The following is a 21,768-nucleotide window of genomic DNA, read 5'->3' as shown; positions in this document are numbered from 1 at the left end:
CCGCATGCTAGCACCTGCGCAAAGTTGGAACTATCGCCGATCCGCCTCGATTTCTTCCGGCCTTCTAAGCCGATGCTGGCGAGCGATGACTGCCCTAAAACAAGTCCGAAAAGTTAGACACTTTTCGACCTAAGTCATTGATTTCCGATGTGAGGTTAGACAGATGGCTGCGGGCTAAGTCTTTGATATTAAACGGACACTTCAGGAGTCAGAGTCCGTGGGTCTACCGTTAACCTATTCCCCAGCAGGCGCGGACATGGACCGCGCGGGCCGAACGGCTGAGCCGCTTGAGCGCTGCCTTGTAGCCGCCAGCGGAAAATAGTCAAGCCTGCTCTGCGGTTCAAATCGGCCAATCGCACAAAGTTTGCGCTGCCACTCATCCGCCTGCCGGCCGTCTCCCCGCGAACGGGGAGACGGCCGCCGAACGCGTCTCAGCTCTCCGTCCGGCTGAACTGCGAGCGTTCGAAGAACAGCACGACGCCAAGCCCGAGAATCAGCGGGATGATGAGGTAAAACAGGCGGAACACCAGCAACGCCGCCAGCACGCCGACCGGGTCCATATCCGAAAGCCCGGCCAGGAACACCACCTCGAACACGCCGAGGCCGCCCGGCGCGTGCGAGATCTGGGCGATCGAGAACGAGACGAGGAAGACGCCGAGTACGACGAAATAGCCGGGATTGTGGGTCTCGGGCAGGGCGAAGAAGATGATCGCGGTCGCCGCCAGGAGTTCGATCGGGCCGACCAGCAATTGCCTGGCGACGATCGGCAGTGCTGGATAATGCACCTGAAAGCTGGCGATCTTCAGCGGGCGCAGGTGCAGCCAGCTGCCGAATATGTAGGCGGCGACGAGGATCAGCATGGCGATGCCCGCCGCTTCCGACAGGCCGTGATGAGCAATGCCGGAGAACCGGTCGAGAACCTGCGGCTCGAAGACCAGCACGAGGCCGGAGACGAGGATGGTCGACAACACGAAGGTGATCCAGCAGATCGCCACCAGCACGCCGACATCCTGGCCGTTCAGGCCCCTGGTGCCGTAGGCGCGGTAGCGGATGACGGCGCCGGAGAACACCGAGCCGCCGATATTGTGCGACAGCGCGTAGGTGGTGAAGGAACAGAGCGTCACGAACAGCCACGACACCTTCTTGCCGATGTGCAGCAGCGCGATATGGTCATAGCCGGCAAGCGAGGCGTAGGCGATGACCGAACTCACGGCCGCCAGGGCCCAGCCGCGGGTTGGAATGGCCGCGAGACCCTCCCAGACATCGTCGAGCGAAATGCCGCGCAGTTCGTGCCAGAGCAGCAGCAGTGAGAAGATCACCGCGGCGATGCCGACGACCGGCCAGAAATAGCGTCTCCAGTTCATTGCCTGACTTCCATGCGTTGCGTTTCCGCTTCCTTTTCGCCTGATGGTGGGAGGCCGGCTGCCCGGTGACCTCAGTCCATTTCAGAAATGCCTCATTGAAGCCGGCTATTCAACCGCGAACACTTGTCGCGCGGGCGGCCGCGCGGCCAACCGGCAAAATTCAGCAACCGGCTCTTGGTGATCGGGCGCGGCACTGTTAGTCTGGCGGCAACTTGAAACATGCCAAAGCGCCTGCTGCGTCCGTCACCGGTTCGCGCGGCGCCGGAAGGAACGACAGTGGAAGACCGCGACACCGGCGCAGGCGCGCCGGAGGTGGGCGCGTCCAGCGCTTCCCCAGGGCCATCGGGCTCGGGGACGGCCGGTTGGCAGCAACGTCGCCCGGCGGAGCCTCGCTCCGCTGACGGGCAGGCGAGCGACGCGACCCATAACCAGAAGGGCAAGCCCAAGAAGCGGCGCAAGCGAAGGCGCGGGCGCAAGGTTTTCGCGCGCGATGAAGCGCGTCCGCAGGACAATCGATCGCCGGCGCCCGGAACAGCAGCCGTCCTGGCAGTGGCGCCTATGCCGTCGGCGGCTGCGGTGATCGCATCGGTCGTTCCAACACCACGCCCCGAACAGGGCACCCGTCGGCCTCCGGTGCACGAGCTTCCCGTTTTCGCGGCCCTCGACCTCGGCACCAACAATTGTCGGCTGCTGGTCGCGGTGCCGACGCGTCACGGCCAGTTCCGCGTCATCGATGCCTTTTCGCGCATCGTCAGGCTGGGCGAGGGGCTGACCGCCAATGGCCGGCTCGGCCAGCCGGCGATGGACCGCGCGGTCGAGGCGCTGAAAGTCTGCGGCGACAAATTGCGCGGCCGCAAGATCAGGAAGGCCAGGCTGATCGCCACCGAGGCCTGCCGCTCGGCCGAGAACGGCGTCGAATTCCTCGAACGCGTCGAGCGCGAGGCCGGCCTGAAGCTCGAGATCATCGACCGCCAGACCGAAGCACGGCTGGCGGTTTCCGGCTGTGGCTCGCTGGTCGAGCGCGACACGCAGGGCGTCGTCCTGTTCGATATCGGCGGCGGCTCTTCGGAGATTGCGTTGATCGACCTCACCGGCCGCCGTTCGCCGCGGCTCGCCAACCACATCGTGTCCTGGACGTCGTTGCCGGTCGGCGTCGTCTCATTGGCCGAACGTTTCGGCGGCCGCACCGTGACGCGTGAGATCTTCACCGCCATGGTCGATGATGTCGCCGGCCGGCTGGCCACGTTCGATGGCCGCGACCGGCTGAGCCATCTCAAGGCCAGCCCGAATTTCCATCTGCTCGGCACATCCGGCACGGTGACGACGCTCGCCGGCGTCCACCTCGATCTCGAGCGCTACGACCGCCGCCGCGTCGACGGGCTGTGGATGGACCGCGACAGCGTCGATCGCATGGTCGAGAAGCTGGTCGGCTGGGATTTCCAGCAGCGCTGTGCCAACCCGTGCATCGGCGCCGATCGCGCCGATCTGGTGCTGGCCGGCTGTGCTATATTGGAAGCTATCCGTGCGGTGTGGCCGTCGGAGCGGCTGCGCGTCGCCGACCGCGGCTTGCGCGAGGGCATATTGAGCGAGCTGATGGCCGATGACGGCGTCTGGCGCAACGATGGACGGGGCAGGGCATGATCCCGAATCTAAGGACCTCGTCAGCGGTGAGCAGTCGACCCCCACTCCGTCGAGCTTCGCTCGACACCTNTGCGCCCAGGGGTCGCCCCCCACTCCGTCGAGCTTCGCTCGACACCTCTCCCCCGGTCGACGGGGGAGAGGAAGGGCGCGAGCGTGCGCCGGCTGGCGCCTTTCCTCTTCCTCCGGAGGGGGGAAAGGTGGCGCCGCGAAGCGGCGACGGAGTGGGGGAAGCCCTCCGCGAAACGCACATGCTCAAGCAAGAAATCAACCAATGACCAAGAAACCGGAAAAACCAGGCTCCGCCAGCATTCGCGTGCTGAAGACGCGAATCAAGAAGAAGAGCGGCTTGAAGGAATCGTCGCGCCGCTGGCTGCAGCGCCACATCAACGATCCCTATGTCCAGCGGTCGAAGGCCGATGGCTACCGCTCGCGCGCGGCCTACAAGCTGATCGAGATCGACGACAAGCACCATTTGCTCAAGCCCGGCATGAAGGTGATCGACCTCGGCGCTGCTCCCGGCGGCTGGTGCCAGGTGGCGGCCGCGCGGACGAAATCGACGGCGGAAAACCCGCATGTCATCGGTATCGACTATCTGGAGATGGATGCCGTGCCCGGCGCGCCGGTGCTGCTGATGGATTTCCTTGATCCGGCGGCGCCGCAGAAGCTGGCCGAGGCACTGGGCGGCGAGCCGGATGTCGTGCTGTCCGACATGGCCGCACCCACCACAGGCCACAAGCGGACCGACCATATCCGCACCATGCATCTGTGCGAGGTGGCCGCCGATTTCGCGCTGTCGGTGCTGAAGCCGGGCGGACATTTCCTCGCCAAGACGTTTCAGGGCGGCGCGGAGAACGAACTGCTCTCCATGCTCAAGAAGAACTTCCGGTCGGTGCACCACGTCAAGCCACCCGCGTCGCGCGATGAATCGGTGGAGCTTTATCTCTTGGCGAAGGATTTCAAGGGGCGAGAGACCGGTCCGCCATCAGGCGGATCGGAACGTCCAGTGGACGTTCCGAAGGACTCGAGCGCCCGGAGCCATAGCGAAGGGCCGGGGGACGCCGAGTAGCGTCTTCCCTTCTCCCCTTGCGGGCTAGCGTGCGCACACATTTGCTTCGTGCTTTGATCAAGCGTGAAGAAGCGACGCCGGAAAATGGCTTGAAGCGTTTGAATCGTATGTGATTCTGTAGCTGCCATTGTTGATTCTGGAGGCTTCGACGATGGCTTTGCTGCTTGGATACTTCGGCGACCTGCGCTTGCAAAAAAGGGGAGCATGGTTCTGGAGCGCATGTTTGCGCGTGTCAGCGCGGGCATGCGCCGCCTGGCCGACACGCGCGCCGAGAAGGTCGCGTTCACGCGCCTGTTTCGCAATCGCCACGTGAGCAAGCAAGAGATCATCCGCACGGCGGCGGCGCGCACCGCCGAAATGGCCGCCGGCCGCCACGTGCTGATCATCGAGGACAGCAGCGAGATCAACTATGAAGCCAAGGCTTCACGCAAGCGTGGCCTCGGTCGTGTCGGCAATGGCAAGGATATCGGGCTGTTCGTGCATCCGGCGCTGGCCGTGGATGCCGGGGACGGCTCGGTCCTGGGCCTTGCAGGCGCCACGATCTGGCGGCGCGAGGCAAAGAAGGCGCATGACTACCAGGCGCTGCCGATCGAAGCCAAGGAAAGCCACAAATGGATCGGCACCGCCAAGGCGGCATGCCAGGCGCTGACCGACACGCCGCAGATGACGGTGGTCGGCGACCGCGAAGCCGACATCTACGAAGTGTTTGCAAGGCTTCCCGGCGAGCGCACCCATGTGCTCATCCGCGCTGTACGGGATCGGGCTTTGGGCACGCGGGGCGAGCGCCTGTTCAGCGCGATCGCCAAGACGGCGGAAGCCGGCCGCATTGCCTTCGAGCTGCAGGCACGCCCTGGCCGGCCGGGTCGCACCGTCGAACTGGCCGTTCGCTTCACCGCGGTGAGCTTGCGCCAGCCCCGCCTTGGCGCCGACAGCCGCGATCCGCGCGAACTCACGCTCAACATGGTGGAAGTGCGCGAGATCGATCCACCTTCGGCCAAGGACGCGGTGATCTGGCGGCTGTTGACCACCCACAGCGTCGAAACACTCGCCGATGCCTGCCGCATCGTCGAGATGTATCGCTCGCGTTGGATCGTCGAGCAGTTGTTCCGGACCGTGAAGTCGCAGGCCATCGATCTGGAGGAAAGTCTCATCGCCGATGGCGATGCACTCGAACGCCTGGCCGCCGCCGCTCTGGTCGTCGCCACCAGGGTCATGCAACTCGTGCACGGGCGTGGTTCGCCGGGCCAGGGCTTCCAGGCCGCGCGCCTCTTTGATCCCACCGAGATCACCGTCCTGGACGTGCTCATCGCCAAGCTCGAAGGCAAGACCCAAAAGCAGAAGAACCCTCACCCCACGCACACGCTCGCCTGGGCCGCCTGGTGTATCGCCAGGCTCGGAGGCTGGAACGGCTACGAAAAGGAACGCCCGCCAGGGCCTATCACCTTCACCAACGGCCTCAGACGCTTCAACGCCATCGTAGACGGCTTCGTTCTCGCCTCACAAACATGAGCCCGAAGCAAATGTGTGCCCACGCTAGCCCNCAACGCCATCGTAGACGGCTTCGTTCTCGCCTCACAAACATGAGCCCGAAGCAAATGTGTGCCCACGCTAGCCCACAGGGGGAGAAGGAAGAGAGGGTATCGCCGGGCTTGACTTTCCGGGCACGTTCTTTACATGTCGCGCCAAGTTTCCCGCGTCCGGGTGTTTTCCCGTGCTCCAGCGGCCAAAACCCCACGAACATAACGGACTGATATCATGGCCAAAGCCGCAAACATCAAGATCAAGCTTCTGTCGACCGCCGACACCGGTTTCTTCTACGTGACCAGCAAGAACAGCCGCACCAAGACCGACAAGCTGTCGTTCCGCAAGTATGACCCGGTCGCCAAGAAGCACGTCGAATTCAAGGAAACCAAGATCAAGTAATCTGGGTTTTTCCTTTGTAGACAAAACGCCGCCCACCGGGCGGCTTTTTTGTTCCAGAGGTTGCAGGCCGAAATGCCCGGCCCGGCCGAGTTCCTTCAACCGATGCGGTCGCCGCTTTTCGGGTCGAACAGATGCAGTGACGCCGGATCAGCCGCCAGCCGCACGGTGTCGCCGGGCTTGACGCCGGCACGGCCCATGGCAAAGACGCAAAGTTGCTGGTTGGCCAGCTTGACGTAGAACTGCGTCGACAGGCCGAGCGGTTCCACCACCCCCACCTCGCCTTGCAGCGCACCACCGTCGTCCAGCCTGATGTGCTCGGGCCGCAGACCGACGGTGCTGGCATCGCCATCCCCGAGCGGCAGTCCGTCTGGCAGTCGCAGTGTCTGGCCGTCGGCCAGCACGGCGTCCGACTTCCCGCCCTTGCGGACGGTCGCCGGCAGGAAATTCATGCCCGGCGAGCCGATGAAACCGGCTACGAACATGTTGGCCGGGCGATCGTAGAGATCGAGCGGCGCGCCGACCTGCTGGATCAGCCCGTCATGCATGACCACGATGCGGTCGGCCATGGTCATCGCCTCGATCTGGTCGTGGGTGACGTAGACCGAGGTCGTCTTCAATTGCTGGTGCAGCGCCTTGATTTCGGCACGCATGTGGACGCGCAGCTTGGCGTCGAGGTTCGACAGCGGCTCGTCGAACAGGAAGACCTTGGGGTCGCGCACGATGGCGCGGCCCATGGCGACGCGCTGGCGCTGGCCGCCGGACAATTGCCGCGGCAGGCGCTGCAAGAAGGTGTCCAGGCCCAACCGTTTGGCCGCTCCATCCACCCGCGCATCGATCGCCGGCTTCTCGGCTTTGCGCAGCATCAGGCTGAAGCCCATGTTCTTGGACACATCCATATGCGGATAGAGCGCGTAGGACTGGAACACCATGGCGATGTCGCGGTCCTTGGGCGCTACGTCGTTGACCAGCCGTTCGCCGATGCGGATTTCGCCGCCGGAAGCCTCCTCCAGCCCGGCGATCATCCGCAGCAAAGTCGACTTGCCGCAGCCGGACGGGCCAACCAGCACGACGAACTCGCCATCGGCGATTTCAAGATCGACCGCCTGCAGGACGCGGACAGCGCCATAATCCTTGCGGACTTTTTCGAGTGTGACAGAGGCCATCGATCTATCCTTTGACGGCACCGGCGGTCAGACCGGTGACGAGATAGCGTTGCAGGAAGGCGAAGAAGATGCAGACCGGGATTAGCGCCAGGATCGACGCCGCCATCATCTGCCCCCAGTCGACGGCGAACTTGCCGATGAAGGTCAGCAGGCCGACGGCAAAAGTCTTCTGGTCGTCGCTGGAAATCAGCATCAGGGCGAACAAAAGCTCGCTCCAGGCGGCGGTAAAGACGAAGCCCAGCGTCGCACCCATGCCGGGCAGCGTCAGCGGCACGATCACCTTGCGCATCGCCTGCGCACGGGTACAGCCGTCGATCATCGCCGCTTCCTCCAAATCCTTGGGGATGCCGTCGAAGAACGACTGCATCAGGAAGGTGGCGAAGGCGGTGTTGAAAGCGGTGTAGATGATGATCAGCCCGGTCAGGCTGTTGATCAGGCCGATTTGCCCCATGACGCGGTAGATCGGCGGAATGACCATCACCAGCGGAAAGGTCTGGGTCAAAAGCAGCATCAGCGCCAGTGCCGCCTTGCCGCGAAAGGTGAAGCGCGACATGGCGTAGCCGGCGAGCGTCGCAATGATCGTCACCAGCGCTGCCGTCGATACCGAGACGATGACGCTGTTGAGGAAATAGCGCGGGAAATCGGTGGCCTCGAGCACGGTGACGAAATTCTGCAACGTCATGTGCGACGGCCAGAAAGTGATGCCCTCGGAATAGAGAAGCCGCTCCGGCGTGACCGATATTTTCAGCGTCCAGTAGATCGGGAACAGGGCGAAGATCACGTAAGCGGCGATGGCCGCGTAGAGGCCGATGCCGCCAAAGAAGCGCTGCGAGGCCGAGCGTCCTGCTATCATCAGACGTGCCTCACCAGGGAGCGGCGGATGGCGATCAGCGCGATCGCATAGGCAATCAATAGCACGAGCAGCAGCACGGCCACCGCCGAGGCATAGCCCTTGTCCAGCGACTTGAAGGCGCTGACATAGATGTAGACCGGCACCGTGTTGGTCGAGCCGGCCGGCCCGCCCTCGGTCATGACGAAGATCAGGTCGGCGAAGGTGGCGATCCAGATGGTGCGCAACATCACGGTGATGGCGATGGTCGGCGCCAGGAAGGGCAATGTCACCTTGGTGAAGCGCTGCCAGGGCGAGGCGCCGTCGATCGCCGCGGCCTCATGCAATTCCGACGGGATCGATTTCAGCGCCGCCAGCAGCGTGATGGCGAAGAACGGAATGCCGAACCAGATATTGGCGACGATCGGCCCCCACATCGCGGTCGAGGGATCGGAGAGCACATTGGTCGGCTCGGCCTTCAGCCCCAAGGCGAACAGCCAGTGCGGCAGCGGACCGATGATCGGGTTGAACAGCCAGGCCCATGTCAGGCCCGACAGGAAGGACGGCACCGCCCAGGGCAGGAAGACCAGCGCCTGCACCGCCTTGCGGCCCCGGAACGGCTTGTCGAGCAGCATCGCCAGGCCAAGGCCGAGGAAGAACTGGAAGAACAGGCTGGCGGCCGTCCACCACAGCGTGTTGACCAGCGCCTGCCCCAGCACCTGGTCCGACAGCATCGCCTGGTACTGGCCGAGCCCGACATATTCCGACTTGAAGGCGGAGAATTTACGGAACGAATAGCTGATGCCGATGACCAGCGGCACCAAAAGCACCACGACCAGCAGGATGATCGCCGGGCTGAGATAGAGCCAGGGCTCGATAGCGGCGTGCGACAGCCGCTTCCTTCGAGGCTTGCCGGCGGATCGTATTTCGGGAACGGCATAGGTCATTGGCTGAGGAACGGCTCCCTGGGCGGCGGCGGGGGACAGCGTCCTTCTCCCCATCTCTATACGGGGAGAAGATGCCGGCAGGCAGATGAGGGGCAGCGCAAAGTAGGCAGAACTACCGCCGCCCCTCATCCGTCACTTCGTGACACCTTCTCCCCGTGAACGGGGAGAAGGAAAGAACGCGCTTATTTCTTGTTCTTCGCCATCCAGTCCTGCTGTTCCTTGGTCAGGAAGGCAGCCCACTGGTCGGCGACATCCTTGGCGGTCTTCTGGCCAAGCAGCACTTCCTGGAAATTTTTGATCGCCACCTGGTCGACGAAGTTGCCGAGGTTCTCCAGATGCGTCGGCGGCGTCACCATCTCATATTTGGAGCTGTCGCTGAGCTCCGTGAACCAGCCCTTGAACTGCTCGGTCTTGAAATGCGGATCCTGGTCGGCACCTTTGTGGATCGGGACGACGCCAACCTCCTTGGCCCATTCCAGATTGTCCTTCGGCGACAGCAGCGTCGACATCAGCTTCCAGGCGTCGTCCTTGTGCTGGGAATTGGCGAACATCGCCCAGCCGGCATACCCCAGCGTCGGATAGGATTTGCCGCTCGGCCCAACGGGAAGCGGTGCCACCGCGAAATCGTCGGCGCTCATCTTGTCGGCGATACCGAGCAGCGCGTCGGGATCCTGGTTTAGCATGGCGCAGGTGCCGGAATAGAAGCCGGTGACGGTCTCGTTGAAGCCCCAGCTCACCGCGTCCTTCGGCGCCAGGCCGTCCTTGTACATGTCGGCCAGCATCTGCAGGCCCTTGACCGATCCCTCTTCGTTGATGGTCGAGGTGCCATCCTCGTTGAAGTAGCCACCCTTGCCCTGGGCGATGTTCATGAACATGTGCATGCCGTTGAAGGCGCCCGGCCCGCCGCGCAGGCAGTAGCCATATTTGCCTGGGATGGCCGAAATCTTCTTGGAGTCGGCGACGAATTCGTCGAGCGTCGCCGGCGGGCCGTTCAGACCTGCCTCCTTGAACAGCTTCTTGTTCCAGAACAGCGCATTCACATAGTAGCCGTAGGGGATCATGAACTGGGTGTTGTTGACGGTCGAGCCGAACTGCTTGGCGCGGTCGCCCAGCGTCTTGGCGTCGTCCCATTTGGCCATGTAAGGGCCGAGATCCTCGAGCTGGGCGTTATTGGCATAGAGGCCCATCCAGCGTTCCGGCATCTCGACCACGTCGGGCGTGTCGCCGGCCTGCACCATTGTCAGGAATTTTTCGAAGGCCTGGCCCCAGGGCAGCGAGATCAGCTCGACCTTGACGCCGGGATTGGCGGCTTCGAACTCTGCGATCTGCTTCTTCAGGAATTCGGTGCGCGGCGGGCTGGTGATGACTTCGACCATCTTCAGGGTCGAATCGGCCAGCGCGCCGCCGGCGGAAATCGCCAGCCCCGCAACGGTGGCAAGCATGACGGTCAGTTTTTTCATGTTCAAGACTCCCATTTTGAACCCGCTTGTTATTTTCTGGCTTTTTCGAAGGCCTGGGCCACGTCGGCCCACAGGTCTTCGACACTTTCCAATCCGACATTGAAGCGGATGGTTCGGGGGCTGACGCCGAAGCGAGCCATCGAATTCAGTCCCGGCGTCTGTTCCAGCGACGCCTTGGCCGGCACGACCAAGCTCTCATGGCCGCCCCAGCTGACGCCGATGCGGAAAAACTTCAGCGCATCGACGAAGATCGGGATGTCGATATCCTCCGTCACCTCGAAGGAGAACAGGCCGGCATAGCCGGCCAGCGTCGCCTTGCCCGGATGGTTGGAATAGGCCGGATGGTTGACGCGTTCGACATTTCCATGCGCCTTCAGCCGGTCGGCGATGGTCAGGCCGCTCTTCATGTGGTGCGGCAGGCGCAGCGGCAGCGTGCGCAGGCCGCGCAGCAAAAGCCAGGCCTCGAACGGCGACAGCTTGCCGCCGAGATAGGAATAGGTCTGCTCGTTGATATGCTTGATGTGCGCGGCCGAACCCGCCACCACGCCGGCGACGGTGTCGCTGTGACCGCCCAGATATTTCGAGGCCGAATGCAGGACGAGGTCGACGCCGTGCGAGATCGGCTTCTGGAACACCGGCGTCGCCCAGGAATTGTCGATGGTGGTGACGATGCCCTGCTCCCTGGCCAGCCGGGTCAGGTGCGGTAGGTCCTGCAGCTCGAACAGCATCGAGGTCGGACTTTCCAGATAAAGCAGTTTGGCGCCGGGCAGCGCCGCCGCAACGGCATCCGGATCGGATCCGTCGACGTAGTCGACCTTGATGTTGAGCCGCGGCAACAGCCGCTCGAACAGCCGGTAGGCATCGCCGTAGCAGTTGCGCACTGCTACGATGCGCTCGCCCGCGCCAACGAAGGCAAGCACCGTCGCGCTGATCGCCGCCATGCCGCTGGAAAAGCCGCGCGCGGCCTCGGCGCCCTCGAGTGCGGCGACGCGTGCCTCGAACTCCATCACGGTCGGATTGTCGCCGCGCGAATAGATCGGCTGCTTTCGTTTGCCGGCAAAGGTATCGGCCATCTCGGCATAGTTGGCGAAGGTGAACAGCGAAGTTTGGTAGATCGGCGGCACCACCGCGCCGCCCGGAAACGGCTCGTCATGCGCCAGCAGCGTCGCGGCCTCGGCGAGATAGTCGTGATCGAAACCGGTCGGATGCTCGTTCATGTCTGGCTCGAAAGTTTGAGTTTGGCGGCACCGCGCTTGAGATCGTCCTCGACAGTGGCGATCAGCTTGAGCGCCTCGGCGCGGGCGCCCTGGGGATCGCCCGCGGCAATGCATTCGTAGATGGTGCGATGATAGGGAAAGCTGGCGTGGCCGAAGTCGCGCACGCCGAGCGGATGCTCCCAGAAGCGATGGAACAGCTCGTGCATGGCGGCGATGATCTGTTCGAACAGCGGATTACCTGAGACGCGGTAGATCGCCTGGTGGAATTCCCAGTCTTCTTCCGAGGACATGCCGTCGCGGGTGCGAAACGCCTGCTCCATAATGTCGAGCTTGCGCTCGATCTCGGCGATGTCGGCCGGACTTGCGCGCTCGGCGCACAATGCGGCAGCCTCGGCCTCCAGCGCGCGACGGATCTCCAGTGTCTGCATCAGGCTGGTGAAGTCGTTGCCGCCGGCAAACGTCAGCGGCATGTGCAGCATGTCGGGTGACACGGCCGCCTTGAGATAGGTGCCGCTGCCTTGCCGGCGTTCGACGAGGCCGAGCCCCTCCCACCGCGTCAGCGCCTCGCGCACCGTGTTGCGGCTGACCTTGAGCCGTTCGGCCAGGATACGTTCGGTCGGAAGCCGCTCGCCCGGCTGCAGGGCCTCGGCACGAACAAAGCCCACCAACGCCTTCAGCACGGCGTCATCGCGCGCCGTCGTCTGAATGGGTGGCAGGCTGTTCTGGTCCACGACTACTCCAAGTGGTCCAATGGTCCAACCAATTCTGCACAGACGGCAACTCCTGTCAATCGGTTGTCAGGAGGTGCTCGCCTCATCGCGTTGAAGGTCGCGAAGCAGGTGCGTTTCACGAGGTCGCGCCAACGCGCTTCGATCGTACGTGCTAATTGGCCGGCGGCCCGAACCAAGTGGTTAGCGCATCAGCCAATCCCTGCTGGGTTCCAACCCCAACCCAGGCCACATATCCATCGGGCCGGATCAACACGGCATCGGGCACGGCGACCATCTCAAGCGCTGGGAGTTCCCAGTCGCCGTCATAGGCTGCCTCGACCTGCCGGACCCGATCCGCCCAGGGCGCAATGTCCAGCCTGCCCGAACCGCCAAAATTGATCAGCACCGGTCGCGCATCGTGCAGCAAGGAGAATACCCGCAACGGGCCGCCGGCGGTCGCCAGATCGAGGTCGGGCATGCGCCGCCCAAGCAAGGAATGCCCCTCGCCGAGATCGTAATGAACGCCCAGGCCCGACATTTCCGCGACGATCCGTTTGCGGGGCTCGTCCATGGCGAGAAGCTCGGTGACTGTGTCGCCCAAGGCCTTGGTGCGGTCATCCGTGCGACGAAGCGCGACCTGCGCCATTGTGTTGCGCAGGACGCGGGCGGCAATCGGGTGGCGCTCGGCGTGGTAGCTGTCGAGCAGGCTTTCCGGTGAGGTTCCCTTGACCACCTGGGCCAGCTTCCACCCCAGATTGACCGCGTCCTGCACGCCGATATTGAGCCCCTGCCCGCCCATCGGGGGATGGATATGCGCGGCATCACCGGCCAGCAGCACGCGCCTGTCGCGGTAAGCCGCGGCCTGACGTGCCATGTCGGTGAACCTGGATATCCAGGTCGGACTGTGGGCGCCGTAATCGGTGCCGTAGATGGCTGTGAGTGCCTCACGGAATTCGCGCAGCGTCGGCTCGCCGCCGGCAGTCAGTTGCCGCTCGGTCAGAACGACACCTACCCGACCGCCTTCCTCGATCTTGCCTATCGCATGAATTCCGCAGGCGTCGCTGCGAAAGCCCAATGGCGGTTCCCTGGACATCTCGACCTCGGCGATCATCCAGCTCATCGTCGGATCCCATCCGGCGAACTCGATACCCGCCGCCTTGCGGATCGTGCTGCGTCCTCCGTCGCATCCGACGAGGTACTGCGCTCTTATCCGTCGGCCACCGGACAACTCCAGGCCGACACCGTCATCGTCCTGCGCAAAACCGGTGACTTCCTGTCCGCGATAGATCGGCACCTCTAACTCTGCGACCCAGTCGGCCAATAGCCGCTCGATATGGTTTTGCCGCAGCGCCAGCAGATGGTTGTGCCGGCTGGGAAAGTCGCTGATGTCCAAGCGGATCATGTGGAAGCCGACGGTCGGGAAGCACTGCCCCTGTGAGAGGAACCGATCGGCAATTCCGCGCTGATCGAGAACCTCGATTGTGCGTGCGTGCAGACCACCCGCGCGCAAACCGATCAGCTGCTGGGTCGGGCGCCGTTCGACAATGGCGACGTCGATGCCCGCTAGCGCCAATTCGCCCGCCAGCATCAGCCCGGTCGGGCCGCCTCCGGCAACCATCACCGCATGATCGCGAAGCGATCCGTCTCTCGATACAAGCATTCTCGTCACTCCCGTTTCCATTGGCTTGGGCCGGGTTTTACGGGAGGAACGGGGCCTTGAAGCAAGCCCCTTGTGCGCCATATGTATGAAATGGAGAGGCAAGGACTCTCCCTCCCCTTCGTGAACGGCGTAAGATCCTCGCATTGCCGCGTGGCAGTGCGCCCCAAGCGATTAAGCCCTCACGGTCCAGAAAGCGTCGAGATTTTTCGTCGCAAAAAGCCCCGGAACTTCCGAGGCTTGGCGCAGAGTCCTGATGTCATTTTCAGGAAAGGGGGCCGGTCGGCGTTTGGCAGCGGTACGAGGAGGCCACTATTTGCCAGCGCCGGCCGGCCGACCCCACGGACCCAGGAGATGCGGCGGACCTGAGCATCATGGGGTATTCTGGGGATCGAGCCGGCTATCTATCCTCGTGCCGGCTTCGTCTTGACCAGCACACTTGCGCAAGAGCTTATGAAAATCAACACTTTCTTAACCAACGCTCGGAAATCGCTTGGATTAAGGTAAACGGGTAACCCTGTCGGGTTGACTGGATAATCGGCCTTGGCGCTACGCCGCCTTGGCGACGACACGGTTGCGGCCGCCGCTCTTGGCTTCATAGAGCGCGAGATCGGCGCGCTTCATCAGCGCCGCCACCGTATCCACTCCCTTTAGAACCGACGACACGCCAACGCTGACCGTGACCTCGATCGTCTTGCCGTCGGCGTTGATGGAAAACGGCTGTTGGGCGATTTCAGCGCGGATGCGTTCGGCCACCTTCTCGGCCACGGCGCCTTCGGTATCCGGCATCACCACCACGAACTCCTCGCCGCCGAACCGGCAGGCAAGGTCGATGCCGCGAACGTTCTTGCGCAGCCGCCGCGCGAACTCCCGCAGCACCTCGTCGCCGCCGTCATGGCCATGCGTGTCGTTGATCGCCTTGAAGCGGTCGAGATCGGTGATCATCACCGAAAGCGGCCTGCGTCGCGCCACGGCGCGGTCGAACAGCGTCTGCAGATGGCTGTCGAGATAGCGGCGGTTGTGCAGCCCGGTCAGGCCGTCGGTCACCGCCATTTCGATGGTCTGGGTGACACTGGCGCGCAATTGGTCGTTGTAGCGCTTGCGGCGCACCTGGGTGCGCAGCCGCGCCGTCAGCTCCTGCTGGTCGATCGGGCGCATCAGGTAGTCGTTGATGCCGAGCTCGAGGCCACGGATGATGCGCTCCTCCTCGCCCTCCTCCGCCAAAAGGATGATCGGCACGAAACGGGTGCGGTCGAGCGAACGCAGCTGCGAGCAGAGCCTGAGCGGGTCGAAATCGGCGAACGCCGTCGAGATCATCACGCATTCATAGGGTGTCTCGGCAGCCTGGAAGAAACCGGCATGCGGATCGCTGGTGACGTCGAGGTCGGCGCGGTCGCGCAGCATCTTCTGAATACGCTCGACGGATGATTTGCGCTCATCGATCAAAAGCACTTTCGGCACCGTGTCCTCGGAGGCGAAATTGCGGCTGAGCAGTTCCTCGATGCCGATGTTGCGCGTCGTCGAGGCGCGCAGCCTGAGTTCGTCGGTCAGCGATTTCAGCCGGACCAGGCTTTTGACGCGCGTCATCAGTTGCAGGTCGTTGACCGGCTTGGTCAGGAAGTCGTCGGCGCCGGCCTCGAGCCCGCGCACGCGGTCGGAAACCTGGTCGAGCGCGGTGATCATCACCACCGGGATGTGCGACGTCGCCGGATCGCTCTTCAACCGGCGGCAGACCTCGAACCCGTCCATGTCGGGCATCATCACGTCGAGCAGCACGACGTCGACCTTGCCATTCTCGCAGGTCTCGATCGCATCGGGTCCGTTGGTGGCGGTCAGCACCTCGAAATATTCGGCCAGCAGCCGGACCTCCAGCAACCTCACATTGGCAGGGATGTCGTCGACGACGAGGATCCGCGCGGTCATTTCATAAGGCTCCGGCTCGGCTGGTAGGGCGCATCAGGCATCGCCCAGGTAGGATTTGATGGTTTCGATGAAACGCGGCACCGAGATCGGCTTCGAAATATAAGCCTCGCAGCCGCCCTGGCGGATGCGCTCTTCGTCGCCCTTCATGGCGAAGGCGGTCACGGCGATGACCGGGATGACATGCAAATCGTCGTCTTCCTTCAGCCATTTGGTCACTTCCAGTCCCGACACTTCGGGCAATTGGATGTCCATCAGGATGAGATCCGGCCGATGCTGGCGCGCCAGGTCGAGGGCCTCCAGACCGTTGCGGGTGCGCACTGTCTCGTAGCCGCTTGCTTCTATGAGGTCCCGAAAGAGCTTCATGTTGAGCTCATTGTCCTCGACGATCATGACCTTCTTAGGCATCGACATCCCGTCTCGGCCGTCCCTCCGCTCGAAGGCGGCCGTCATGCGAACTTCCCTTGAACGCACCAAACCCTGCTTCACTATACGGCAATATGATTGACGAAACGGAAACCCTCGGGCTGCAAAGCGTCGCGAATTCCACCTCGCCTCCCGCGCGTCCAAAAGGCGCGCCGCGCTGTAAAGGCTTGCCGCAAGCAGATCTTGCCATTACTGCGGGAGAGACTCATTCCACACACCGAAGGTAGTGATGGCAAACGCGGCGTCAATGCGCGAAGAGGCTGAAACCATTGCCGTCAAGGCACTGGGCTTCGTCGCCTCCGATCCGGAGCTGTTGCCGCGTTTCCTGGCCATCACCGGGATAGAGGCGCATTCGATCCGCCGGGCCGCCGGCGAGCCGGGTTTCCTGGCCGGTGTCCTGCAGTTCATTCTCGCCCACGAGCCGACCCTGATGCGCTTTGCCGAGGAAACCGGCACGCCGCCGGCAGCCGTCGGCAAGGCATTGCGGGCGCTGCCGCTCGGCGACGACAACCACGAGCATTCCATATGAGCGACGATCCGGAGACTGCGCGCCAGATCGAGGAGCTGGCGGCCGACGACAGGCCATTGCTGGTGCTCGATGTCGACGATGTGGTGCTCGAATTCATCCGGCCCTTCCCGGACTTCCTCAAGTCGCGCGGTTACGGCCTGACGCTGGCCTCCTTCCGCCTGACCGGCAACATTGCCGAAACGGCCAGCGGCCGGCTGATCGAACAGCCCGAGGTCACGGCGCTCCTGGGCGATTTCTTCGACGCGCAGGCCGATTGGCAGAGCATCACCGATGGTGCCACGGAAGCGCTGGCGGGGCTTGGCGGCCGCGCGGAAATCATCCTCTTGACCGCCATGCCGCACAGGCATCGCGCCGTGCGCCGTGCCCATCTCGATGCCCTGGGGCTAGGCTATCCGCTGTTGACCACCGAGATGGCCAAAGGGCCGGCAGTGGCCAGGCTGCGCGGCAAGAGCGGCCGGCCGGTGGTCTTCGTCGACGATCAGCCGCACAATCTGGCGTCGGTGCGGGAAGCGGTGGCCGACGCGGATCTTTTCCACTTGATGGCCGACAATTCGCTGCGCGCGTTCCTGCCGCCGGTCGCGAACGACGTCATCGTCGTGCAGGACTGGCGCGAAGCCGCGCCTAAGATCGCGGGCGCGCTGGGGCTCTGAGGCAATTCCAGACGGAAAAACTTTTCCCGGAATTACTCGAGGGCCGAACCTTCAAGGATTCAGCTTCGCCCCCGATCCGCCATTGTCGCCGCCGCTGTCGTCGTCCTCACCATCACCATCGTCGACGCTGTCGTCCACCGCCGGATCGGCGGGCTTCAACATCACACCATTGACGGTGACCGAGCCGTCGGCCTTGGTGCTGACAACCCATTCCAACTTGCCGTCCGGCAGCGTCTTGGCAAACCCCTTCACGACGAGAGCCATAGGCACGTACTGCGCCACTTCGGGTTCGGACTTTGCCGCCTCCTGCAGGCCGGCCACGATCTTGTCGAAGCCGGCGACATCGACCGTGAGATTTGCGTCGGGTTTCTGGCCGAAGCTCGTCATCTCGCCTTCGAGCGCGATCTCCATGTCCTTGTTCTTCACGACGCTGTGGCCAATGACCACCTTCGGCGTCTTGGCCAGGAAGTCGGCTTTGAGCTGGTCGCCGAACTCGGCCGGCAGCGGCGGATCCTGATTGAGATCAAAGGTTTCGATCGCCTTCTTCGCCATGCTGTCGAGGTCGATATTGGCGCCGCCGAAATTCAGGTCGATATCGGTGGGCAACAGTGCCACGCTCCAACTCGGCAAAAGCTGCTGAGGCACCGTCAGCCCCGACGCCTTGATGCCGTAGCTGACCGTGCCGTTTTGCGAAACGCCGTCACTGCCGAACGCGGTGCTGAACTGGGTCGCCCCGAACGTGCCGATCGGGCTGTCGACCGCGAAATCCTTGAAGCCATAGGTGCCGTCGATGCGCTCCCACACCGGAAGCGCGGCGAGCAGAAGCGACTTGAGTTGCGCCTGGTTTGCCTTCAGCGACTTCTCGTCCTCATTGGCCACGGCAAACGCCAGGAGGTCGAGCAACGGCTTGGTCTGCACGCCCTTGCCGCTGGCCTCCACGGACAATTCCGGCGATTTCACGGTGACCGGAAAATTCAGCCCACTGTCGGGATCATTGAATTTTATCGCCTCGACGAAGTTCGACATCTTCTGTGAGGTCGTGAAATCGACGCCGCCATTGGCAGCCTTGGTGGCCGCCAGGGTCGCGGTGCCGGCACCGGTGCTGACGTCCATCTGCTGCTTGGCATCCTTCGATGTCATCGTGATGCCTGCTATCGAACTGACGCCGCTGATGAAGGCCGCCAGGCCGGGGTCATAGACGCCGGAGCCCTTGCCGTCCTTGATCGACAACTGCGTGCTTTGCAGCCCCTCGGGCCCCTTGAACTCGAAGGACGCGCTTTGCGAAAAATCCATCGAAACATCCCAGGTCCCGTCGCTGCGCGGCTTGACCAGCAGCGCGTAGGGCGCGAAGTCGAACTTCACCAGCTTCTGGTCAGGAAAACTCCCGGCAAGCGCCTTGAAATCGAACACGATCTTGTAGGCGTCGCCTTCGGCCGAAACCTTCAGGATTCCCTTGTCGAGTGCCTGCTTGCCAACATAGCGGGACAGGTCATCGGACAATTGCTTCGCGCCCTGGCTGTCGACGGTCTGGCCGAAAGCGGGCGCGCTGAGCAGGAGCGCGGTAAAGGCAACTGGCAACATACGGTTCACGGGAATTCCCCTCTGGTCAAAAGGCAAAATCGCTTCGTCCTTCTGGTAGGGAAATACCATCGCAACTGCAAGACGACGATGGTCAGGCGCGAGGCTCCAGCACCAGCCGCATCAATGGCCGGCCGGCCTTGCGCTCGACGAGCCTCTCGAAGCCAGCCTTCTCGAAGACCCGCGACGAGCCGACGAACAGCCCGAGCGAACGCGAATCGCGGGACAGGTCTATTGGACACGCCTCGACAAGGCGTGCGCCATTCCCGCGGGCAAACTCGACGCCGCCTTCGACGAGGCGGTGCGTGATGCCCCTGCCGCGCACCTTGGAGCGGATGAAAAAGCACGAGATCGCCCAGACGGCTGGATCTGAAGCGTCGGCGGGATCGATCGGCGCCGAGCCCCTGCCCTTGTTGTTCCATTCGGGCACGTCGGCGCGCGGCCCGATCTGCATCCAACCAACCGCCTTGCCGTCCTCGAAGGCCAGCAGGCCCGGCGGCGGACCGGCTTCGATGCGTGCCTTGATGTGGTCCTTGTTGCGTTCACGGCTGCTCTCGCGCCGCGCTGCCGGCGCCAGCCGGAAATGCGTGCACCAGCAGCCATAGCAGGCGCCTTGCTTGCCGAAAAGGTCCTCGAAATCAGGCCAGAGCTCAGGCGCCAGCGGCACTATGGTCGTGCTCATACGGTTCTCCCCAAGCCAAGCTTGTCGCTGGCCTTGCACTGTCGTACCATTGCTTCTGTTCTCTTTATGTTCGCAGCGATGGCGGCTTCTGTCAACAATCCCGATCACGGTTTTTGTCGTGACTGCCTGACGTTTCAGCGCAGTGAAACGCGCCGCTGCGAACGCTGCGGCAGCCCTCGCCTTGCCCGCCATCCAGAACTTTACCGGCTGCATCTCGCCCATGTCGATTGCGATGCCTTCTATGCGGCGATCGAGAAGCGCGACAACCCGACGCTCAAGGACAAACCGCTGATCATCGGCGGCGGCAAGCGCGGGGTGGTCTCCACCGCATGCTACATCGCCCGCATCCGGGGCGTGCGCTCGGCAATGCCGATGTTCAAGGCGCTCGAGGCCTGCCCCGAAGCTGTCGTGATCCCGCCCAACATGGAGAAATACGTTCGTGTCGGCCGAGAGGTGCGCGCCATGATGCAGGCGCTGACGCCGCTGGTCGAGCCATTGTCGATCGACGAGGCATTCATCGATCTCGCCGGCACCGAACGGCTGCACGGCCTGCCGCCGGCGGTGGTGCTGGCGCGCTTTGCGCTGGCCGTCGAGAAGGAGATCGGCATCACCGTCTCGGCCGGCCTCTCCTACTGCAAGTTCCTCGCCAAGATCGCGTCGGACTTCCGCAAGCCGCGCGGCTTTTCGATCATCGGCGAGGCCGAGGCGGTCGGCTTCCTGGCCGTGCAGCCGGTGACCATGATCTGGGGCGTCGGCAAGGCGTTCAACGCCACCTTGGAGCGCGACGGCATCCGCACCATTGGCCAGCTTCAGAAGATGGAACGCGCCGACCTGATGCGCCGCTACGGTACGATGGGTGACCGGCTCTACCGGCTTTCACGAGGCGAGGACGTGCGCCGCGTCGAGCCCGACCAGGACGCCAAGAGCGTCTCGGCCGAAACCACCTTCGACACCGACATCGCGTCGCTGGAGGAGCTCGTCTCCGTGCTGAGAGGCCTTTCGGAGAAGGTCTCGGCGCGGCTGAAAAAATCAGGCATCGCCGGACGCACCGTGGTGCTGAAGCTGAAGACCCAGGATTTCAAGCTGCGCACGCGCAACCGCCAGCTCGGCGATCCGACCAGGCTGGCGGATCGCATCTTTTCGACCGGCGTAGAGCTTCTGCGCAAGGAAACCGACGGAACGAAATTCCGATTGCTCGGCATCGGCGTCAGCGACCTCTCCGACGACGACAAGGCCGACCCGCCGGATCTGGTCGACCTCCAGTCGCGCAAACGCGCCATGGCCGAGGGCGCCATCGATGCCTTGCGCGACAAGTTCGGCCGCAAGGCGGTGGAAACCGGTTATACATTCGGCAAAGGGCGAGACGCCCATCCACCGGAGCCGCTCGAGGAATGACGCTACCCCTCGTGCGTCGAGAATCAGGTACGCCTCAGATCGATCCGGCTCGTCACGATGCTCTTGCCGGTCTTTGGGTCGGTGTCGACAACCGTCAGCCGAATGCCGTTCTCGCCCGTCTTCTCGACCTTCATCTGCGCCTTTCGATCACCGTTGACTTCCTTTGCCCAGCGGATGCCGAGATTGATCGCATTGCCCGAGCGGCTGCCGTTGAGCTGTGCTGGCCCGGTCCGGGACCCGACATAGGTCCCGCTGTATTTCGCGCCGGCGGCCTTCAGGTCCGCGCTGATGGCACGCGTCACCACAATGAGCCCGCGGCAATTGCCGTCGAGCGCCAGTGACGTCGATGTCGCGTTCGATTTGAATGTGCAGGACACGTTCACCGTCGGCGCGTCGGCGGTGACCTTGACGATACCTTTGCCGGCGAAATTGCCCTTGAATGACTGCAGGAACTTGGCCTCGTCGGCATGTGCCGTACCGGTCGCCGCCAGAAGACAGCCGGCAAGCGCGAATTGTGTGAATGTTCTCATTGAAACTCTCCTTGTCTCTGGAGGGCAAAACGTCTTGCGAAGCACGGCTGGATATCGGGGACTCAACGCCCCTTGCCGTAT

At 63.3% G+C, this 21,768-nt stretch carries 20 protein-coding genes; 7 read left to right on the top strand and 13 right to left on the bottom strand.

The window, feature by feature from the left end; all coding sequences use genetic code 11:
- Positions 1–431: 431 nt before the first annotated feature.
- Positions 432–1,364: a lysylphosphatidylglycerol synthase domain-containing protein gene (locus X741_RS148100; RefSeq protein WP_023778822.1), complete on the bottom strand. Its 933-nt coding sequence runs from the start codon at positions 1,362–1,364 to the stop codon at positions 432–434.
- Positions 1,365–1,640: 276 nt separating this feature from the next.
- Between X741_RS148100 and X741_RS148105 the strand changes: the two genes are divergently transcribed.
- From X741_RS148105 to rpmG, 4 genes are all read left to right on the top strand, one after another.
- The gene (locus tag X741_RS148105) at positions 1,641–3,005 is read left to right on the top strand and encodes a Ppx/GppA phosphatase family protein (RefSeq protein ID WP_023778821.1); all 1,365 of its coding nucleotides are present in this window, start codon (positions 1,641–1,643) and stop codon (positions 3,003–3,005) included.
- Between the two features lie 271 nt (positions 3,006–3,276).
- Positions 3,277–4,071 carry an RlmE family RNA methyltransferase gene (locus tag X741_RS148110; protein ID WP_023778820.1) on the top strand — a complete coding sequence of 265 codons (795 nt, stop codon included), beginning with the start codon at positions 3,277–3,279 and terminating at the stop codon, positions 4,069–4,071.
- Positions 4,072–4,290: 219 nt separating this feature from the next.
- Positions 4,291–5,580 (top strand): IS4 family transposase, encoded by a 1,290-nt coding sequence (locus X741_RS148115; protein WP_031250217.1) that lies wholly within the window; start codon positions 4,291–4,293, stop codon positions 5,578–5,580.
- Between the two features lie 246 nt (positions 5,581–5,826).
- Positions 5,827–5,994, top strand: a complete 168-nt coding sequence (rpmG, locus tag X741_RS148120; protein WP_006201775.1) for a 50S ribosomal protein L33 — start codon at positions 5,827–5,829, stop codon at positions 5,992–5,994.
- A 95-nt stretch (positions 5,995–6,089) separates the two neighbouring features.
- Here rpmG and ugpC read toward each other — a convergent pair whose 3' ends face one another.
- The 9 genes from ugpC to X741_RS148165 all read right to left on the bottom strand — a co-directional run bounded on the left by ugpC (position 6,090) and on the right by X741_RS148165 (position 16,305).
- A complete protein-coding gene (ugpC, locus tag X741_RS148125; protein WP_023778818.1) occupies positions 6,090–7,157 on the bottom strand; it encodes a sn-glycerol-3-phosphate ABC transporter ATP-binding protein UgpC in 1,068 nt (355 codons plus the stop codon).
- Between the two features lie 4 nt (positions 7,158–7,161).
- Positions 7,162–8,010 (bottom strand): carbohydrate ABC transporter permease, encoded by an 849-nt coding sequence (locus tag X741_RS148130; protein ID WP_023778817.1) that lies wholly within the window; start codon positions 8,008–8,010, stop codon positions 7,162–7,164.
- On the bottom strand, positions 8,010–8,933 hold the full coding sequence (locus X741_RS148135) for a sugar ABC transporter permease (RefSeq protein WP_023778816.1): 924 nt from the start codon (positions 8,931–8,933) through the stop codon (positions 8,010–8,012). Before X741_RS148135 ends, X741_RS148130 begins: the two co-directional genes overlap by 1 nt.
- A 182-nt stretch (positions 8,934–9,115) precedes the next feature.
- Positions 9,116–10,393 carry a sugar ABC transporter substrate-binding protein gene (locus X741_RS148140; RefSeq protein WP_023763630.1) on the bottom strand — a complete coding sequence of 426 codons (1,278 nt, stop codon included), beginning with the start codon at positions 10,391–10,393 and terminating at the stop codon, positions 9,116–9,118.
- Positions 10,394–10,422: 29 nt separating this feature from the next.
- Positions 10,423–11,610, bottom strand: coding sequence for a PLP-dependent transferase (locus X741_RS148145; protein WP_023778815.1), 1,188 nt, complete (start codon positions 11,608–11,610; stop codon positions 10,423–10,425).
- Positions 11,607–12,341 (bottom strand): FadR/GntR family transcriptional regulator, encoded by a 735-nt coding sequence (locus tag X741_RS148150; RefSeq protein ID WP_023763628.1) that lies wholly within the window; start codon positions 12,339–12,341, stop codon positions 11,607–11,609. Before X741_RS148150 ends, X741_RS148145 begins: the two co-directional genes overlap by 4 nt.
- A 151-nt stretch (positions 12,342–12,492) precedes the next feature.
- Positions 12,493–14,001, bottom strand: a complete 1,509-nt coding sequence (locus X741_RS148155) for an FAD-dependent monooxygenase (protein WP_051410478.1) — start codon at positions 13,999–14,001, stop codon at positions 12,493–12,495.
- A 525-nt stretch (positions 14,002–14,526) separates the two neighbouring features.
- Positions 14,527–15,900, bottom strand: a complete 1,374-nt coding sequence (locus X741_RS148160; protein WP_023778813.1) for a PleD family two-component system response regulator — start codon at positions 15,898–15,900, stop codon at positions 14,527–14,529.
- 33 nt (positions 15,901–15,933) lie between these two features.
- Positions 15,934–16,305, bottom strand: coding sequence for a response regulator (locus tag X741_RS148165; protein WP_006334976.1), 372 nt, complete (start codon positions 16,303–16,305; stop codon positions 15,934–15,936).
- A gap of 247 nt (positions 16,306–16,552) precedes the next feature.
- On the opposite strand from X741_RS148165, the gene X741_RS148170 reads away from it, so the two are divergent.
- Positions 16,553–16,852, top strand: a complete 300-nt coding sequence (locus tag X741_RS148170; RefSeq protein WP_013895207.1) for a DUF3572 domain-containing protein — start codon at positions 16,553–16,555, stop codon at positions 16,850–16,852.
- Positions 16,849–17,502, top strand: a complete 654-nt coding sequence (locus X741_RS148175; protein ID WP_023763624.1) for a hypothetical protein — start codon at positions 16,849–16,851, stop codon at positions 17,500–17,502. The genes X741_RS148170 and X741_RS148175 overlap by 4 nt, the downstream gene beginning before the upstream one ends.
- 51 nt (positions 17,503–17,553) lie before the next feature.
- Here the strand turns inward: X741_RS148175 and X741_RS148180 are convergent, their stop codons facing one another.
- Together X741_RS148180 and X741_RS148185 are read right to left on the bottom strand one after the other, a co-directional pair.
- On the bottom strand, positions 17,554–19,152 hold the full coding sequence (locus tag X741_RS148180) for a hypothetical protein (protein ID WP_031250216.1): 1,599 nt from the start codon (positions 19,150–19,152) through the stop codon (positions 17,554–17,556).
- Positions 19,153–19,174: 22 nt separating this feature from the next.
- Positions 19,175–19,762: a GNAT family N-acetyltransferase gene (locus tag X741_RS148185; RefSeq protein WP_023778811.1), complete on the bottom strand. Its 588-nt coding sequence runs from the start codon at positions 19,760–19,762 to the stop codon at positions 19,175–19,177.
- A gap of 66 nt (positions 19,763–19,828) precedes the next feature.
- On the opposite strand from X741_RS148185, the gene X741_RS148190 reads away from it, so the two are divergent.
- Positions 19,829–21,157, top strand: coding sequence for a DNA polymerase IV (locus tag X741_RS148190; protein ID WP_031250215.1), 1,329 nt, complete (start codon positions 19,829–19,831; stop codon positions 21,155–21,157).
- A gap of 23 nt (positions 21,158–21,180) precedes the next feature.
- On the opposite strand, the gene X741_RS148195 is transcribed toward X741_RS148190, so the two are convergent.
- Positions 21,181–21,687 carry a hypothetical protein gene (locus tag X741_RS148195; RefSeq protein ID WP_023778809.1) on the bottom strand — a complete coding sequence of 169 codons (507 nt, stop codon included), beginning with the start codon at positions 21,685–21,687 and terminating at the stop codon, positions 21,181–21,183.
- Positions 21,688–21,768: the final 81 nt, after the last annotated feature.

It is taken from the genome of Mesorhizobium sp. LNHC221B00 (assembly GCF_000502935.1).
Taxonomy (GTDB): Bacteria; Pseudomonadota; Alphaproteobacteria; order Rhizobiales; family Rhizobiaceae; genus Mesorhizobium; species Mesorhizobium opportunistum.
This window is presented reverse-complemented; position numbering and strand designations above follow the sequence as displayed.